The organism is Glutamicibacter sp. AGC46, assembly GCF_053543715.1.
On record NZ_JBLVOJ010000011.1, the window covers coordinates 36868 to 54044 of the forward strand.

The window sequence follows — 17177 nt, forward strand, 5'->3', positions numbered from 1 at the left end:
GCCCCCCTTCGTGGCGCTAGATCTTGCTGGCCGCTTCCTTCAGCACGGTGCGCAGGATGGATTCGATCTGGTCGAACTCCGGCTGCCCGATCGTGATGGGCGGAGCCAACTGGATGACCGGGTCGCCGCGATCGTCGGCGCGGCAATACAGTCCCGCCTCCCACAGGGCCGGGGAGAGGTACCCGCGCAGCAGGCGTTCGGACTCCGCGTCGCTGAAGGTCTCCTTGGTCGCCTTGTCCTTGACCAGCTCGATCCCGTAGAAGTAGCCGGCGCCGCGCACATCGCCAACGATGTCCAGATCGGTGAGCTTGGACAGCGTGGACTTGAACGCGTCGGCATTGTTCTTGACGTTCTCGTTCAATCCTTCCCGCTCGAAGATGTCCAGGTTCGCCATCGCCACCGCGGCTGCCACCGGATGCCCGCCAAAGGTGTAGCCGTGGTAGAAGGTGGTATCGCCCTTGGTGAAAGGCTCGAACAGCTTGTCGGAAACGACCATCACGCCCAGCGGGACATAGCCACTGGTCAGCGCCTTTGCCGAGGTGATGATGTCCGGGACGTAGCCGAAGTCGTTGCAGGCGAACATCGAGCCGATGCGGCCGAACGCGCAGATGGTTTCGTCGGAAACCAGCAGCACGTCGTATTCGTCGCAGATCTCGCGGACCCGGTCGAAGTACCCCGGTGGTGGCGGGAAGCAGCCGCCGGAGTTCTGCACCGGTTCCAGGAAGACCGCCGCCACGGTGTCGGCGCCTTCGAATTCGATGGCTTCGCGGATGCGCTCCGCGGCCCACAGCCCAAAGTCCTTCTCGTTGTCCGCGAACATCTGCGGTGCGCGGTAGAAGTTGGTGTTCGGCACGCGGAAGGTGCCGGGGACCAAGGGCTCGAACGGGGTCTTCATATCCGGCAGCGAGGTGATGGCCAAGGCTCCCTGAGGGGTGCCGTGGTAGGCCAGGGCGCGCGAAATGACCTTGGTTTTGCCCGGCTTGCCCTTCATCTTGAAATGCTGCTTGGCCAGCTTGAAGGCGGATTCGACCGCCTCGCCGCCGCCGGTGGTGAAGAAGACGCGGTTCAAGTCGCCCGGTGCATAGCTGGCCAGGCGCTCAGCCAGGTCGATCGCCGGTTCGTGGGCGTAGGACCACAGCGGCATGAAGGCCAGCTTCTCGGCCTGCTTGGCCATGGCTTCGGCCAATTCGGCGCGCCCGTGCCCCGCGTTGACCACGAACAGCCCGGCCAAGCCGTCGATGTATTCGCGCCCGGCATCGTCGTAGATCTTGTGCCCCTCGCCGCGCGAGATGATCGGAACATGCGCGCCGTTGGAAATTCCGGAGTGCCGGGCCATGTGCATCCAAAGGTGATCGCGAGCGGCTTGCTGGCGATCGGTACCACGTGGTGTGTTCATCGTGTTCCCCAGTTGTATTCCTGTTTTTTGAGTGAAAGGTAGGTGTACGTATTGGTGCTGACCACGCCTTCGAGCCCGCGGATCGTTCCGATCACGCGCAGCAGGTCCTCATCGTTCGAGCAGATGACCTCCGCGAGGATGTCCGAGCTGCCGGCGGTGACCACGCAGTAGTCGACTTCCGGAAGTTCGGCGATCCGGTCGGCGGTGCCGCTGATGTCGCTGGCGGCGACGACGCCGATCATGGCCTGGCGGGTGAATCCCAATTCCAGCGGGTTGGTGACTGCGACGATTTGCACGACGCGGCTCTCGACCAGCTTCTGCACGCGCTGGCGCACAGCCGCTTCGCTCAGGCCCACTGCCTTGCCGATGGCGGCATAGGAGCGCCGGCCATCTTCCTGCAGCTGCTCGATGATCTCCTTGGAAATTTCATCAATGGCCTGTGCCGTATGCGAGGGCAGCGTCATATCGACCTCCTAGGTCTAAGGGACTTTCCACAGACCCTACCGTCACTGATTCAGTTGCGAAAGGGGTATTTTTGAAAGTTTTCAGTTTTCGTAACGTAATTTTTACAAGGAAACTTGCGTTCGGGTCTTGTTGGACTTGTGCATTGCTGGCAGGATGAACGACAACACTTTCATGTGTGGCCGATCACATTCGTCGTTAGGATTCCAGCCATGTCGCACTCGCAACGCCGACTTCCGCAAGACCCCCAAGTCCGCGCACTGGTCCAGGCCATGAGCCAGCGCAGCTACTCCCGCCGCGGCGTGCTTTCCACGGCCGGCGCATTGGGCCTGACCGGGCTGCTCGCAGCCTGCGGCACCGGAGGAAGCAGCACCAAAGCCGCACCGTCGATCGAGGACATTTCCGCAAACGACCCCACCGTGAACTGGGCCAACTGGACCCTGTACCTGGATTACGACGACGAGAAGAAGACCTACCCGACACTGGATGCGTTCACCAAGCAGACCGGCATCAAGGTGAACTACCGCGAGGATATCGACGGCAACGACACCTACTACGGCAAGGTGCAGGGCCAGCTCAAGGCAGGCCAGGACATCGGCCAGGACGTCATCACGATGACCGACTGGATGGCCGGCCGCATGATCCGCCAGGGCTACGCCCAGGAGCTGGACCTGGCGAACATCCCCAACTCGGCCAACCTGCTGCCCAACCTGAAGGACGTGGACTTCGACCCGGGACGCAAGCACTCGCTGACCTGGCAGTCCGGCTACGCCGGCATCGCCTGGAATAAGAAGGCATTCCCCAAGGGCCTGAAATCCGTCGAGGACCTCTGGGATCCAAAGCTCAAGGGCCGTATCACCGTGCTCGATGAAATGCGCGACACCATCGGCCTGCTGATGCTGCACAACGGCGTGGACATCGCCGGCCAATGGGGCGAAAGCGAATTCGGCGCCGCTGCCGACGTGCTGCGCGAGAACATCGGCAATGGCCAGATCCGCCAGGTCAAGGGCAACTCCTACAAGGAGGACTTCGTCTCGGGCGATGCGATCGCCGGCATCGTCTGGTCCGGCGATATCGTGCAGATGAACTTCGAGAACGATGACCAGTGGGAGTTCGTGATCCCCGAGGCCGGCGGCACCCTGTGGAGCGACAACCTGATGGTCCCGGTGGCCTCGCCACGCAAGGCCAACTCCGAGAAGCTCATGGACTTCTACTACGACCCGGCCGTGGCCGCGCAGGTCGCAGCCTACGTGAACTTCATCTGCCCGGTGGTCGGCGCCCAGGAAGAAATGGAAAAGATCGACCCGGACCTGGTCGGCAACCCGCTGATCTTCCCGACCGATGAGGATCTGGCCAAGGCACATGTCTTCCGCTCGCTGGAAGCGGATGAAGAGACCGCGTTGAACTCTGAATTCCAGAGTGCAATCGGCGCCTAGAAAGCGGGGAACACCATGACTCGCCAACGAGCCATCAACTGCCAGCGCCTGCCCAAGGGCCACGGTTCGGGCCCGGCCCGCGCCAGGGACGTCGTCAACCGGGCAACCTCCGCACGTGCTGTACCGGCAGCAGAAACCGATTTCCACAACCAGTTCCAGGAAGTGATAGGGGCATGACAACCTTGGCAACGCGTACCGAAACCACTGCCACCGGCGCGGATCTGCACCTCTCGGGCATCACCAAGCGCTTTTCCAGCTTCGTGGCGGTCAAGGACCTGGATTTGGTGGTCCCTTCGGGCACCTTCTTCGCCCTGCTCGGACCCTCCGGTTGCGGCAAGTCGACCACCCTGCGCATGATCGCGGGCCTTGAGGCCCCCAGCGAGGGCAGCATCTCGATCGGCGGCCAGGACGTCACCGCGCTGGCCAGCCACCAGCGTCCGGTGAACACCGTGTTCCAGTCCTATGCGCTGTTCCCGCACATGAGCGTGCTGGAAAACGTGGCCTTCGGGCTCAAGCGCAAGAAGGACAAGCAGGCGATGGAGAAAGCCAGGGCCGGGCTGGACCTGGTGGAGCTCGGGCACCTTGCCAATCGCAAGCCGATCCAGCTCTCCGGCGGGCAGCAGCAGCGCGTGGCCCTGGCCCGGGCGCTGGTCAATCGCCCGCAGGTGCTGCTGCTCGATGAGCCCCTCGGGGCACTTGACATGAAGCTGCGCCGCCAAATGCAGCTGGAGCTGAAGAACATCCAGACCGAAGTCGGCCTGACCTTCATCCACGTCACCCACGACCAGGAAGAGGCCATGACCATGGCCGACGTGGTCGCCGTGATGAACGGCGGACGGATCGAGCAGATGGGCCCGCCGCGCGAACTCTACGAATTGCCCAAGACCGCGTTCGTCGCGAACTTCCTGGGCAAGTCGAACCTGATGCGCGGCACGGTCACCGGCAATGACGCCGGCATGCTCAGCGTCATGGTCAACGGCCAAGCCATCTTGCTGCCGGCCGACCGCGCCGTGCAGGCATCAGGGGAGGTGGTCGTCGGGGTGCGCCCGGAGAAGATCACGATCTCGCGCGATGGCTATGCGGGAGAGAACCGCTTGTCCGGCACCGTGGTCGACGTGTCCTTCACCGGCACCACCACCGAGTACCTGGTCGAGGTGGACGGGATCGGCACGCTCGGGACCTTCGCGCAGAATCGCGGCCAGCAGCCTGCTGCCGAAGGCGACACCGTGTACCTGTCCTGGGAAGCGCAGCATTCCTTCGGACTGGCCGGTGCCGAGCACGAGGATGCCGGAGTTGACCAGCCATGACGGTCATGACCAAGAAGGGCATCGTCGACCTGCGCAGCCCCGAGGAGATCCGGGCGGAGCGGCGCAAGGGCCGCACCGGCGTCTACCTGATCGCCCCGGGCATGCTGGTGCTCGCCCTGTTCTTCGCGCTTCCGGTGGTAGTCCTGCTGGCAATGAGCCTGTACGTGAAACCCGAGGGCGGGGAAATCGGCGAATTCGTGCCGGGTTTCGAAATCGGCAACTACGCCACGGTGCTCGCCGCCTACTGGCCCGAGCTGCTGCGCTCCTTCGGGTTCGCGCTGATCGCCACCGTCCTGGCCTTGCTCATCGGCTTCCCGATGGCCTACCTGGTGGCAGTCCGCTTGCGCGAGAAGACGCTGCTGCAGGGCATCTTGCTGGTGCTGCTGATCGCCCCGTTCTTCTCCAGCTTCATTCTGCGCACCCAGGCCTGGAAGCAGATACTGGCCGATGAGGGGTTCATCGCCCAAACGCTGAAATTCCTGGCGATCCTGCCAGCCGACGGGCACCTGACTGCCACGCCGTTCGCGGTCGTCGCGGGCCTGACCTATAACTTCCTGCCGTTCATGGTGCTGCCGATCTACGCTAACCTGGGCCGGCTGGACACCCGCCTGCTCGAGGCCTCGGGGGATCTGTATGCCAGCCCGGTGACCTCATTCTTCAAGGTGACGCTGCCGATGAGCGCCCCGGGCGTCTTCGCCGGCACCCTGCTGACGTTCATCCCGGCCGCCGGCGACTACGTGAACGCGGCCCTGCTGGGCAATAACCGCAATACTACGATGATCGGCCAGATCATCGATTCCAGATTCTTCAAGGTCATCGATTACCCGGGCGCCTCGGCGTTGAGCTTCGTGCTGATGGTCTCGATCCTGGTCCTGGTCACGATCTATATCCGCCGCTTCGGGACCAAGGAGCTGATGTAGCATGAAGCAGAAAATCGGACGCTGGTTCATCCCCGCTGTCGGCGGGCTGGCTTTCATCTACCTCCTGGTCCCGATCGCGTACATCTTCGTGTTCTCCTTCAACGATGCCGGCCGCACCAACCTGGACTGGCGCGGCTTCACCCTGGAGAACTGGCAGAACCCCTGCGGCGCTCCGGCGGTCTGCGAATCGCTGGCGCACTCGCTGCAGGTCGGCACGGTGGCCACGATTGCCGCCACCGCCTTGGGCACGCTGATCGCCATCGGCCTGGTCCGCTACAAGTTCCGGTTCCGCAAGCTCACCGATGTGCTGATCATTTTGCCGTTGGCTACTCCGGAGGTCGTGCTCGGCGCTTCGCTGCTGGCACAGTTCCTGAACCTCGGTTGGGAACTGGGCTACGCCACCATCGTGATCGCCCACATCGTGTTCTGCATGTCCTTCGTGATCGTCACCGTCAGGGCTCGTGTCTCCTCGCTGGATCCGCGATTGGAAGAAGCGGCCGCCGATCTCTACGCCTCGCCGCGGGCGGCCTTCTGGAAGGTGACGTTCCCGCTGCTGCTGCCAGGCATTGTGGCCGCCGCGCTGTTGTCCTTCGCGATGAGTTTTGATGATTTCATCATCACGAATTTCAACTCCGGCACCTTCCAGACCTTCCCGAAGTTCATCTATGTGGCAGCTACCCGCGGCATCCCGGCCCAGGCGAATGTCATTGGTTCGGCGATGTTCATCCTTGCCCTGCTCGTGGTGGTCATCGGACAGGTGATCAGCTACCGGAAGAAGAAACAGCTGGAGAATTCCTAGGTTCCAAAGGCCCGCGCTCTTCAGCGCGGGCCTTTGGCTTGCCAGCTGGTCAAAAAGCAGGGATCGTCACTAGCGTGAGCGGTACCCAGCTCGCTCCTTGCACCCTCTGGGACCTGCACGCTGTTGGACTGGCGCTAGGCCTCCGGCCGCATGCTGCTCTTGCGGTGATTTGCAGGACCATTGCCTGCAGGATGCAGCCGCGCCCAAAGGCCATTAGGGTGGCTGGCGGAACGAAATATTGGCAGAGAGCCGAAATGCGGGCATCTGACATATAGTAAATACTTAGCTTTACAATATATGGTCTACAGGTTGATACCTTGCTGGCCTGTAGGTGCAGGTCTATGAACGATTGGAAACTTCATGAGCGATAAGCCAGTTTGGCTCTCCGGGCCTGAACGCGACGCCTGGCTTGGACTGCATGCTGTCATGACTTTGCTTCCGGCGGCCTTGGATTCCGATCTGCAGGGCCTGGAAGGCATCACGCTTTTCGACTACCACATGCTCGCCATGCTCTCCGAGGCCAAGGACCATCAGCTGACCATGACGACGCTGGCTTCGCACACCAGTGCTTCGCTTTCGCGACTGTCGCATGTGGTCAAGAAGCTGGAGAAGCGCGGCTGGGTCACCCGCGAGCAGTCCGCAGAAGATGCCCGTGTGAAAATCGCCTCATTAACGCAGGCCGGATGGGAAGCCGTGCAGCAGATGGCGCCTCACCACGTTGCCTCGGTGCGCGGTCTTCTCTTCGATACCCTTGATGACAAGGACGTTAACGATCTCACGCGGATCGCACGCAAAATTACAACTTCGCTTGATGCGGATCATTGGATCCTGAATTCGGAAAACCTCGATTTGGAACACTGAGGAATTCTCGATAAGCTAATCAGGCGTTAATCGCGTGTGTTGTTATGCCGTCTAACAGCAGAACAACTGCGCGTTGCCCGTAATACCGAATATCGTGGCCGACTGAGTACGGGGAAATTGCTCGACCGGTTGCGAAGTTCACCGACTTACATACTTTAAGGCTCTTCGGTTGGTTCTCACCCAGCCTGGTTACCTTCCTAGTGTGCAGTATTAACGGTGTTTCACTGGTTGGCGGGACTCATAACGCAGAAGCGGTGTCGATATTTTGGTATGGGCACTGTGCGCGAGTACCGCCGAATTTTACTACTAACTAACTGAGGAGTGATCATGGCAGCTGTTTGCCAGGTAACCGGTACTACTCCGGCCTTCGGACATAGCATCTCCCACTCGCACCGTCGCAACAAGCGTCGTTTCGATCCGAACATCCAGAAGAAGACCTACTACGTGCCTTCCCTGCGCCGTAAGGTGACCCTGACCCTGTCGGTCAAGGGCATCAAGGTCATCGATGCTCGCGGTATCGACGCTGTAATTGCTGACCTGATTGCGAAGGGTGTGAAGCTCTAAAAATGGCAAAGAAGGATAAGGACGTACGTCCGATCATCAAGCTGAAGTCCACCGCTGGAACCGGTTTCACTTACGTAACCCGTAAGAACCGTCGTAACAACCCTGACCGCATGGTCATGAAGAAGTACGACCCAGTCGTCCGTAAGCACGTTGAATTCCGAGAGGAGCGCTAAGACATGGCCAAGAAGTCCAAGATCGCAAAGAACGAACAGCGCAAGGTCATTGTCGAGCGTTACGCTGCAAAGCGTCTCGAATTGAAGAAGACCCTGGTTGATCCAAACGCAACCGACGAAGCTCGCGAAGCTGCACGCGTAGGCCTGCAGAAGCTTCCACGCGATGCTTCCCCGATCCGCGTTCGCAACCGCGACGCAATCGACGGTCGCCCACGTGGCACCTTCCAGAAGTTCGGTATCTCCCGTGTTCGCTTCCGCGACATGGCACACCGTGGTGAGCTTCCGGGCATCACCAAGTCTTCCTGGTAAGACCTGCAAGTCTTTTGACTTAGCAAGCCGCCTTCCCTTTCGGGAAGGCGGCTTCGCCTTTTAACGCCGCCACCACCGGCGTTTCACCGGTGCCTTCTCTGCCACCGGTGCAGGTTCTGCCGCCCGGCGTTCCTGCCAACCAAGCACCTCTGCGGTGGAATCGCGCAAAGCGGTGATCACCGGCGGGCCGCCAAGCAGCTGCCGCCGCGCCTCGATAATGCGGGCATTGAAATCCTCGATATGCTCACGCACGGCCCGCTCGGAGGGCAAGCGGTCCAAGGTCTGCTCCATCTGCTCATCTTCCACGCGCAAGGTCAGGGCCGGTGGGCCCAGCCCGGTAAGCTGCTCTCGGCGCATCATGGACTTCAGCCACCAGTCGGGATCGTCATTGCTGGTGATATGGTCGATCTTCTGGCCCGAGAGGGCAAGATTGTCGAAGTCCCCGCGGGCGAAAGCCTCATCGAGCACGGAGTTGGCCACTTCCCATGCCTCGTCCTCGGCATGCAGCTGCAGCGGCGTCTTCTGCTTCTCGACGGGAGCCATCCCGGTGGCCTGCGCATACTCGTCCACCGGCAACGGCTCGCTGTCCTGCTTCATCTTGTACCGGGCCGCATTCAGTGCGGCATCCTCGCTGTGCTCCATCTTCCAATGATCCCACCGTGTGCCTGAGCCCGGCAACGGCACTGGGACTTTCCGAAGCAATTGATGGAGGAGCTGGGAAGATAAAATCATTCCCTTCGGGTTCGGGCGCCTCGCCAAGGATTCAGTGCCCAGCAAGCGGCTGCGGGGTGGCTGGAGATCGCTATAAGCGGCCATGTCCCACCCGCAATCGAGCATTTTCCCTGTAGTAGCGTGTATTCCATGAAGCCAGCGACGCGCTATCCGAGACCCGCAACTGACATCTACGCGAACCGGCAGCGGTGGGCGCCGCTGGGCCAAGGCAAGACCGTTGTGGTGACCGGCGCGAATAGCGGCCTTGGCTTCTTCGCGAGCCTCGGCTTGGCGCGAGCCGGTGCGCAAGTCATCCTGGCCTGCCGCAACCAGAGCCGTGCGGAGCATGCCATGGAGCAGATCCGGCTGCGCGTACCGGCGGCTAGCGTGGAATTCATGCAGTTCGACTCCTCGCGCATGGAATCCGCCATGGGACTGGCAGCTGAACTGCGCAATCGGCCATTGGATGCGCTGATCGCCAATGCCGGGGTCATCCGGGCGCCGCAGAGCCGCGTCGAGGGCCTGCTGGGCCATGAGCTGACCATGAGCACGAATTTCATCGGGCATGCGCGGCTAGTCGGCGAGCTGGCCGAACGCTTCGCCCAGCCGCTGCGGTTCATCGGGCTGGGATCGATGTCCACCCGGATGCTGGCTACCGATCCGCAAAACCTGGCCTTGACCCGCGACTACCATCCATACCGTGCCTATGCGCAGTCCAAGGCGGCAGTGCAAGCCTTCACCTTGGCCCTGGACCACCGGCTGCGCCAGCTGGAACTGCCGGCTCGCGCGCTGGCCATCCACCCGGGGTATTCGCTTTCCGGGCTGACCCCGCAGGTGCCCAACATCAACGAACCGGACTTTGCCAAGCGGCTGATTGGCCAATTGCAGTCCAGTTTCGCGCAGGGCAAACATGAAGGTGCGGTGGCATTGGTCGAAGCGGCATTGGCGCCGGAACTCGAAGACGCGCCCCGAGGCAGCTATTTGGGGCCGAAATACCTCACGAAGGGTCCAACGGCACTGGCCAGCCCGGCGAAAGCGACCCGCGGCAAGGAGCTGCAAAGCAAAGCCTGGGAACTTTTCGTGGAGGCAAACGAAGGCCTCGATCCGTTCGCGCTGTAGGTCCCGGGTGAACTTTCACACCCTTGATTTGGCGAAAATTCAGCAGAATCCGCAAGATGATGCACTTTTTGTCGCTTTCAGCTGGTAAGTTCAACTCTTGATAAGTCCGTGCGACCGTGCGGCGTTCGGGGCCCGGAAGAGGGCTTTGGATCACTAGTCCAGGAGGACCATACATTGGCTATGAACCGTAGCGAACTTGTTGCTGCTGTTGCAGCGAAGACCGAAAACTCCCAGGTTGCCGTTAATGGTGTTCTGGATGCAGTCTTCGAGGTTTTCGTCGACCAGATTTCCAAGGGTGAGAAGGTGTCGATCCCAGGTTGGTTGGCTGTAGAGCGCACCGATCGTGCAGCTCGCACCGGCCGCAACCCACAGACCGGTGAAGCAATCCAGATTCCTGCTGGCCACTCGGTCAAGCTGACCGCTGGGTCGAAGCTGAAGGCTGCTGTAGCCAAGAAGTAAGCTTCCGCTAGAGCTTTGCGCAAGGCCCGCTGTCCGTTCCCGGATTGGCGGGCCTTGCGGCGTTAAGGAACGTTGCAAAAGCCTTCATTGAACCCAAAAATGCTGCCGTTGAGCCAAGAAATCTGCAATTAGTTGAAAAAATCCCGGTTTTCCGCCTGTTTTCCGCAGTTCTGGGGCGAAACGTTTGATATGTTCTCACTGGTAAGACCGTGCGACCGTGCGGCGTTCGGGGCCCGGAAGAGGGCTTTGGATCACTAGTCCAGGAGGACCATACATTGGCTATGAACCGTAGCGAACTTGTTGCTGCTGTTGCAGCGAAGACCGAAAACTCCCAGGTTGCCGTTAATGGTGTTCTGGATGCAGTCTTCGAGGTTTTCGTCGACCAGATTTCCAAGGGTGAGAAGGTGTCGATCCCAGGTTGGTTGGCTGTAGAGCGCACCGATCGTGCAGCTCGCACCGGCCGCAACCCACAGACCGGTGAAGCAATCCAGATTCCTGCTGGCCACTCGGTCAAGCTGACCGCTGGGTCGAAGCTGAAGGCTGCTGTAGCCAAGAAGTAAGCTTCCGCTAGAGCTTTGCGCAAGGCCCGACCCGCTCCGGAGAAATCCAGGAGGCAGGGTCGGGCCTTCTGCTTTATCGGAGCACCGTTTGAGGCGCTCTTCTACTTCGCGTAGAATCAGCTTCGATCGTAGAACTCCGCGAAGAATGGCTGCCCATCGTGTCACAGAAACCCGCAACCCGCGTTATCCGCGGCTGGTTGGCGGCAAGCGTGTGCACCTGGACAGCCTTTGCCGCGCACGCCCACAGTGCGCCTACAGCGCTATCGGTGGTGGCCATGGTGCTCATTACCTGCGTCTCTGCGGCTATCGGCGTCGTGCTGGTGGGCCGGAAGTTCTCCCTGTGGGCGACCAGCCTGGTCGTGCTGCTCAGCCAGGGGCTCTACCACCTGAGCTTGTCGGTGATGAGCCACCAGGGCGGCGATCTTTCCGGTCTGGAACACGCGCACCATGCGGGGCGCAATCCAGCGCTGGCGCAGGACATCACCGCGCAGTACGCCAACGTGCATACCGAATCGATGCTCTACGCCCACGTGCTGGCCGCGATCGCCAGCGTACTGGTGCTCTACGGCGGTGAACGCCTGCTCAAGGCCATGGCCGGCTGGCTCACCCTTTCAACGGCCCGGCGGATCCTCTCGCGCATTCGCGTGCAGGTACCTGCTGCCCGGCCGCTTCGTGCCTACTTCCCCTTGCGTTTCCAACTCAAGCTGGCGCAATTGGGAAGACTGCCGGAGCGCCGCGGTCCGCCCTGCTTCATTCTTGCTGCCTGAGTAAAGAATCGAAGCGCCCCGCAAGGGGCTTGGAAGGAACATCATGAGCGTAGTAACCAAGAACATCACCCGACTAGTCGCAGTACTGGCATTCTCCTTGCTGGCTTTCGCCGGCTCGATCGGTGCCGCCAACGCGCACGACCAGTTGATCGGCTCTACCCCGGAGGCCGGGGCCACCATCCAGGAAGTGCCCGAGGACATCACCCTCGAATTCTCCGGCGTGCTCCAGAGCCTATCCGGCGTGGACTCCACGGTGGTCTCGCTGACCCTCGATGGGGAAAAGATCGACACCGAGGCCAGGACCAAGGGCACCAAGGTCACCGTCACCCCGGCCAAGGAGCTGGGCAACGGCGAGTACCAGCTGGCCTACCGCGTGGTCTCGTCTGACGGCCACCCGATCGAGAACAAGATCGGCTTCAGCGTCGACGCGCCACAGGCCGCCCCCACCCTGGTCAGCTCGAGCGCGCCAGCGGCGCCTAGCGACTCCGCAGGGTCCGCCGACCTGGATCCAGGCGCTAACCCGGTCCAGGACCTGGGCAGCTCGATGAGCCCGGTGGTCTGGGTCATCATCGGCGTGGTCATCCTTGGCGGCGCGCTGGGCGTGCTGGCCAAGTTCATGCGCCAGTCCAAGTAGCCCCCACCCTTCCGGTGCGCCCGAGGCCACCGCTGCCTTTGGCGCGCCTGCACACCGAACCCGAAAGCTTGAGAACATGAATTTCCGCAAAACCACTGCACTGGCCCTGGGCCTTGGACTGCTGCTCACCGGCTGCGCACAGAGCGCCGACGGGCAGCAGCCCGCACCGGCCGAACAGAAAACCGCCGGGCAAGCCGAAGCGCTGGCCACCAGCGAAACCTGGGCCAAGGCCGCCGAGTCGGGCATGAGCGCGGCCTTCGGCATCCTGCACAATAATTCTGGCACCCCGATTGCGCTGCGCAAGATCAGCAATGCCCAGGGCGATCAGATCCAGATCCACGAAATGCGCGGCACCGGCGACGGGATGACGATGGCGCAGCTCGAAGGGGATCTGGTGATCGAACCCGGCAAGGACGCGGTGCTGGCACCGGGCGGCCACCACCTGATGTTCATGGACCTGCAGGAACCGCTGGTGGCGGCCCAGACGGCGAGGCTGAAGCTGGAATTCGCCGACGGGTCGAGCACCGAGGTGGACTTCCCGATCCGCAACTTCGACGGGGCCAACGAAAGCTACGACGAGCATGCCGGGGATGCGCATGCCGGGCACTAGCGTCGACCGCCGGCTGCTGCTGGGCACCACCGCGGCCGCCGCGCTGGGCGGAATGCTCACCGGGTTCGGCACCGGAAAGCTGAGCGCTCCAGCCCCAGCGGCCACCGCCAACCCGCAGGGGTACCGCCCGTTCTACGGGAAGTACCAGTCGGGGATCCTCGACGGCCAGCAGGCCCACGCGGTCTTCGCCGGGTGGGATCTGCACTGGCGCGAGGGCTCCAAGAAGGAGCAGCTGCGCGCGGTGCTGCAGATGATCACCGATGATGCGGCCCGGCTGGCCAGCGGCCGCGGGGTGCTGGCCGACACCGAACCGGAAATGGCGCAGCCCGGATGCGAGCTGACGCTGACCGTGGGGCTGGGCCAGAGCCTGCTGGATGTGGCCGGGCGCGGGCAGATCGGCACGCTGCCGCGCTTCGCCGGGGACCAGCTCGATGAGCAGTACGGGCAGTGCGATCTGCTGATCCAGTTCTGCGCGCAGGAGCAGACCGTGCTGCACCATGCGGTGCGGGCGGTGTCCAAGAACCTGCGCGGGCTGGGCGCCAGGCGCTTCGCCCAGACCGGGTTCATCAACCCCGGCGGGCGCGGGTTCCGCAACCTGTTCGGCCAGCTCGACGGGATCAACAACCCCGGCGGAGAACTGCGCGAGAGCGCGGTGTTCGGCCAGCCGGGCTGGATCGAGAACGGGACCACCTTGGCGCTGCGCAGGTTCGAGATGGACCTGGACGGCTGGGACGAGGTGGACGGCGCCGGACGGGACCATGCCCTGGGCCGCCGGCAGTCCGACGGCGCGCCGCTGTCGGGCGCCAGCGTGGATGATCCGGTGGACCTGGCCGCGGCCAATGAGCTGGGGCTGCCGGCGATCGCGGCCAACGCCCACGTGGCGCTGGCCAAGCCGGCCAGCGCGGATGAGACCATGCACCGGCGGGGCTACAACTTCGACGGAGCGGCTTCCGGGTTGCTGTTCGCCAGCTACCAGCGCGACCCGGCCACCAGCTTCATCCCGGTGCAGCACCGGCTGGCGGCCGCAGATGCGCTGAACACCTGGCTGAAGCCGGTGGGATCGGGCCTGTACGCGATCCTTCCCGGGGTGCGCGAAGGCGGCTACCTGGGGGAGGCGTTGCTGGGCCAGGTGTGAGATGCGCCCAAAGCGGGCTGCCGCGCGGTGACCGGCCGGGCGAAAAATGAGATGATGAGAAGGTTATGGATACAGCACAGCGCACGGTTTCAGTCACCCGCTTCATCCTGCCCGGAATCCTCGCTGCGGCGGTGGCCTTCCTGGCGGCGGTGTTGTTCACCGGGATCGCCCGGCCGGCGGATTTGGCCGATCCCGGGGCTTTCGTGCGCTGGTCGCTGCCCATCTCCCGGGCCATCCACCATGCCTCGATGTCGCTGAGCATCGCCGCACTGGTTTTCGGTGCGGCGATCATCCCGCGGGCCGCCAAGGTGACCGGCGATGCCGAAGGCCAGGCCCATCCGGCGTTCGCCCGCACGATGAATATCGCCGCCGGGGCCGCGGTGGTGTGGACCCTGTCCGCGGCCACCGTCATGCTGCTGACCTTCTGGGATTTGGCCGGCATCCCGATGAGCCTGGATCCGCAGTATTCGGCCGCGATCCTGGACTACATCCTGTCGATCACCAGCGGGCGGGCCTGGGCCTGGATGGTGGTGATCGCCGCGATCACCAGTTCGCTGGCCCTGGCCGCGCGCTCCAGGACCACGGTGGGGCTCAGCGCATTCTTCTCGCTGTTCGGCATCCTGCCGCTGGCCTTCATCGGCCACGCGGCCGGGGGAGACGACCACTTCGCCGCGGTGAACTCCATCGGCCTGCACCTGCTGGCCGTGGTGCTCTGGTTTGGCGGCATCATGGTGCTGGCCCTGCTCGCTCCGACGCTGGCCGGCGAAGCGCCGGGACGCAAACGCGGGCAGGTGCTGGCCGGGGTGGTGCTCAAGCGCTATTCCGCGCTGGCCACCTTCGCGGTGTTCCTGATGATCGGCTCGGGCCTGGCTTCGGCGGTGATCCGCATTACCGGCTGGGACCAGTGGCTGACCCCGTACGGCATCCTGGTGATCGTGAAGATCCTGATCACCCTGGGGCTGGGCGCACTGGGCCTGTGGCATCGGCGCATGGTGATCCCGCGGCTGCTGGAGGGCAAGTTCACGGCGCTGCGCGCGGCCTGGCAGGTCGTGGCCGGCGAGGTCATCCTGATGGCTGCGGTGATGTCGGTGGCCACCGTGCTGGCGCGCACCGCTCCGCCGACTTCCGATGAGCCTCCGGTGCAAGCGACCCCGGCCCGCCTGCTCACCGGCTACGACCTGCCGCCGGCCCCGGATACCGCCGCGTGGTTCACCACCTGGCGCATGGACTGGATCTGGGTGGCCGTGTGCCTCTTCGGCCTGGCCGTGTACCTGTGGGCCTTCATCAAGCTGGCCCGCCGCGGCGACAAGCCCAGCGTGCTGCGCCTGGCCAGCTGGATCGTGGGCCTTTTCGCGCTGTTCTACGTGACCAGCGGCGCGGTGGCCGTGTACGGCAAGATCCAGTTCTCCACCCACATGGTCGATCACATGTCGCTGACCATGATCGTGCCGATCTTCCTGGTCCTGGGCACCCCGGTCACGCTGCTGCTCAAGGTGCTGGGATCGCGCGTCGACGGCACCCGCGGCCCGCGCGAATGGATCCTCTACCTGGTGCACTCGCGCTACTCGAAGGTCATCACCCACCCGATTTTCGCCGCGGTGAACTTCGCCGGCTCGATCGTCGTCTTCTACTTCACCCCGTTGCTGGAACCGGCCATGCGCTACCACGCGGGCCACGAGCTGATGAACCTGCACTTCCTGCTCACCGGATACCTGTTCGCGCTGTCGCTGGTGGACGCCGACCCGGTCCCCAAGCGCTACCCGTACCCGATGCGCCTGGTGGTGCTGCTGGCCACCGTCGCCTTCCACGCCTTCTTCGGGGTGGCGCTGATGAGCACCGAAACCCTGCTGGCCCCGGACTACTTCGGGAACATGGGCCGCACCTGGGGCGGCACCGCACTGGAAGACCAGGTGGTGGGTGCCGGGGCGATGTGGGCGATCGGCGAAGTGCCGACCCTGGTCCTGGCCATTTTCGTGGTCATCTCGTGGCTGCGCCAGGACAAGAAGGACACCAAGCGCTACGACCGCCAGGCCGAGCGCGACAACGACGCCGAGCTGGCTGCCTACAACGAAATGTTCGCCCGCTTCAAGCAAGCCGACCGAAGGGACCCACGTGCCTAGCACCAAGAAAATCCTCGCCGCCTCCCTGGCGGTGTGCGCGCTGCTGGCCGCAAGCGCCTGCTCCGCGCAATCCGAAATGCCGCAGGACGAAACGCACAAGATCGCCGTGCAGGGCACCGCGACGCCCAGCGCATCGCAAGAGCCGCAAGAGCCTGCCCAGCCGGAAGAAATGACCACCGCGCAGGTGGCCACCACGGCCGGCGCAGTGATGGCCGCCGAGCTCGGCTTCCCCTCCAGCGCCAAGATCCAGGGCGAGGACCTCGAATCCCTGGCCACGCCGCCCACCGATACGCTCAAGGACCTGGTGGTCCTGCCGTCCCAATGCTCGGCTCCGATCGAGGACTTGAACTGGTCGCCGGTGCAGCTGGGCACCGAGGCGGCGCGCACCGACTTCACCAACGAGAACCAGTCGATCACCGGGTCGGTGGAGGTGGCCAAGCTCGGCGACGGGGCGGCGAAGGTGGCGGCGCACAATGCGAACGTGGCCACCATCCTGGAGGAATGCAAGAGCGTGAAGCTCAACGGGCTGGACTACCGCGAGACCCTGGCATTCTCCGATCCGGGCGTGCAGGATGCCGATTCGGCCCTGTACTACAGCCGTGATGGGCAGTATGCGCAGGATTCGCTGGTGCTGATCAAGAGCACCGGGGAGTATGCGGTGATGGTCTCCTTCCTCTCGGCGACCTCGCTGCAGGATGCCGCCTTCAACCAGGTGGCCACCGGCATCATGGACACCGTGCTCGCGCAGCTGCCCTAGCTCGCCGCCCCGGCAGGGAATAGAAGGCGTGGGCCTGCGGTTACACCAGCAGACCGTGAGCGAGTTTCACACTTTTCT

21 protein-coding genes are annotated in these 17177 nt (G+C 63.2%); 18 read left to right on the forward strand and 3 right to left on the reverse strand.

Going from position 1 to position 17177, the window contains the following annotated elements; genetic code table 11:
* Positions 1 to 16: 16 nt before the first annotated feature.
* Positions 17 to 1396, reverse strand: a complete 1380-nt coding sequence (locus ACNPM8_RS05260) for an aspartate aminotransferase family protein (RefSeq protein ID WP_105657045.1) — start codon at positions 1394 to 1396, stop codon at positions 17 to 19.
* Positions 1393 to 1860 (reverse strand): Lrp/AsnC family transcriptional regulator, encoded by a 468-nt coding sequence (locus tag ACNPM8_RS05265; protein WP_105657044.1) that lies wholly within the window; start codon positions 1858 to 1860, stop codon positions 1393 to 1395. The genes ACNPM8_RS05260 and ACNPM8_RS05265 overlap by 4 nt, the downstream gene beginning before the upstream one ends.
* Positions 1861 to 2070: 210 nt before the next feature.
* Between ACNPM8_RS05265 and ACNPM8_RS05270 the strand changes: the two genes are divergently transcribed.
* The 9 genes from ACNPM8_RS05270 to rpsN all read left to right on the forward strand — a co-directional run bounded on the left by ACNPM8_RS05270 (position 2071) and on the right by rpsN (position 8227).
* Complete coding sequence (locus ACNPM8_RS05270) at positions 2071 to 3294, forward strand: ABC transporter substrate-binding protein (RefSeq protein ID WP_332485884.1); 1224 nt, start codon at positions 2071 to 2073, stop codon at positions 3292 to 3294.
* 15 nt (positions 3295 to 3309) lie between these two features.
* On the forward strand, positions 3310 to 3471 hold the full coding sequence (locus tag ACNPM8_RS05275; RefSeq protein ID WP_166650709.1) for a hypothetical protein: 162 nt from the start codon (positions 3310 to 3312) through the stop codon (positions 3469 to 3471).
* Positions 3468 to 4601 (forward strand): ABC transporter ATP-binding protein, encoded by a 1134-nt coding sequence (locus ACNPM8_RS05280; protein WP_332730596.1) that lies wholly within the window; start codon positions 3468 to 3470, stop codon positions 4599 to 4601. The genes ACNPM8_RS05275 and ACNPM8_RS05280 overlap by 4 nt, the downstream gene beginning before the upstream one ends.
* Complete coding sequence (locus ACNPM8_RS05285; RefSeq protein WP_133833538.1) at positions 4598 to 5521, forward strand: ABC transporter permease; 924 nt, start codon at positions 4598 to 4600, stop codon at positions 5519 to 5521. Before ACNPM8_RS05280 ends, ACNPM8_RS05285 begins: the two co-directional genes overlap by 4 nt.
* 1 nt (position 5522) lies before the next feature.
* Positions 5523 to 6320, forward strand: coding sequence for an ABC transporter permease (locus tag ACNPM8_RS05290; protein ID WP_105657040.1), 798 nt, complete (start codon positions 5523 to 5525; stop codon positions 6318 to 6320).
* A gap of 360 nt (positions 6321 to 6680) precedes the next feature.
* Entirely contained in the window at positions 6681 to 7181 is a 501-nt protein-coding gene (locus ACNPM8_RS05295) for a MarR family winged helix-turn-helix transcriptional regulator (RefSeq protein ID WP_105657039.1), read from the forward strand.
* 327 nt (positions 7182 to 7508) lie between these two features.
* Positions 7509 to 7745: a 50S ribosomal protein L28 gene (gene rpmB, locus ACNPM8_RS05300; RefSeq protein ID WP_013349911.1), complete on the forward strand. Its 237-nt coding sequence runs from the start codon at positions 7509 to 7511 to the stop codon at positions 7743 to 7745.
* Between the two features lie 2 nt (positions 7746 to 7747).
* A complete protein-coding gene (gene rpmG, locus ACNPM8_RS05305) occupies positions 7748 to 7918 on the forward strand; it encodes a 50S ribosomal protein L33 (RefSeq protein ID WP_013349910.1) in 171 nt (56 codons plus the stop codon).
* Between the two features lie 3 nt (positions 7919 to 7921).
* Positions 7922 to 8227, forward strand: a complete 306-nt coding sequence (gene rpsN, locus ACNPM8_RS05310; protein ID WP_013349909.1) for a 30S ribosomal protein S14 — start codon at positions 7922 to 7924, stop codon at positions 8225 to 8227.
* Between the two features lie 60 nt (positions 8228 to 8287).
* On the opposite strand, the gene ACNPM8_RS05315 is transcribed toward rpsN, so the two are convergent.
* Complete coding sequence (locus ACNPM8_RS05315) at positions 8288 to 8869, reverse strand: DnaJ family domain-containing protein (RefSeq protein WP_166650710.1); 582 nt, start codon at positions 8867 to 8869, stop codon at positions 8288 to 8290.
* 219 nt (positions 8870 to 9088) lie between these two features.
* Between ACNPM8_RS05315 and ACNPM8_RS05320 the strand changes: the two genes are divergently transcribed.
* From ACNPM8_RS05320 to ACNPM8_RS05360, 9 genes are all read left to right on the forward strand, one after another.
* Positions 9089 to 10057, forward strand: coding sequence for an SDR family NAD(P)-dependent oxidoreductase (locus ACNPM8_RS05320; protein ID WP_105657037.1), 969 nt, complete (start codon positions 9089 to 9091; stop codon positions 10055 to 10057).
* A 174-nt stretch (positions 10058 to 10231) separates the two neighbouring features.
* Positions 10232 to 10516, forward strand: a complete 285-nt coding sequence (locus tag ACNPM8_RS05325) for an HU family DNA-binding protein (protein ID WP_013349906.1) — start codon at positions 10232 to 10234, stop codon at positions 10514 to 10516.
* A 275-nt stretch (positions 10517 to 10791) separates the two neighbouring features.
* Positions 10792 to 11076, forward strand: coding sequence for an HU family DNA-binding protein (locus tag ACNPM8_RS05330; RefSeq protein WP_013349906.1), 285 nt, complete (start codon positions 10792 to 10794; stop codon positions 11074 to 11076).
* A 158-nt stretch (positions 11077 to 11234) separates the two neighbouring features.
* A complete protein-coding gene (locus ACNPM8_RS05335; protein WP_332485890.1) occupies positions 11235 to 11843 on the forward strand; it encodes a hypothetical protein in 609 nt (202 codons plus the stop codon).
* 43 nt (positions 11844 to 11886) lie between these two features.
* Positions 11887 to 12477, forward strand: a complete 591-nt coding sequence (locus tag ACNPM8_RS05340) for a copper resistance CopC family protein (RefSeq protein ID WP_388025162.1) — start codon at positions 11887 to 11889, stop codon at positions 12475 to 12477.
* A 76-nt stretch (positions 12478 to 12553) separates the two neighbouring features.
* Positions 12554 to 13087 carry a copper chaperone PCu(A)C gene (locus ACNPM8_RS05345; RefSeq protein WP_133833542.1) on the forward strand — a complete coding sequence of 178 codons (534 nt, stop codon included), beginning with the start codon at positions 12554 to 12556 and terminating at the stop codon, positions 13085 to 13087.
* Entirely contained in the window at positions 13074 to 14222 is a 1149-nt protein-coding gene (locus tag ACNPM8_RS05350) for a Dyp-type peroxidase (RefSeq protein WP_448937597.1), read from the forward strand. The genes ACNPM8_RS05345 and ACNPM8_RS05350 overlap by 14 nt, the downstream gene beginning before the upstream one ends.
* 65 nt (positions 14223 to 14287) lie before the next feature.
* Positions 14288 to 16342: a cytochrome c oxidase assembly protein gene (locus tag ACNPM8_RS05355; RefSeq protein ID WP_105657032.1), complete on the forward strand. Its 2055-nt coding sequence runs from the start codon at positions 14288 to 14290 to the stop codon at positions 16340 to 16342.
* Complete coding sequence (locus tag ACNPM8_RS05360; RefSeq protein WP_133833544.1) at positions 16335 to 17099, forward strand: hypothetical protein; 765 nt, start codon at positions 16335 to 16337, stop codon at positions 17097 to 17099. The genes ACNPM8_RS05355 and ACNPM8_RS05360 overlap by 8 nt, the downstream gene beginning before the upstream one ends.
* Positions 17100 to 17177 lie beyond the last annotated feature (78 nt).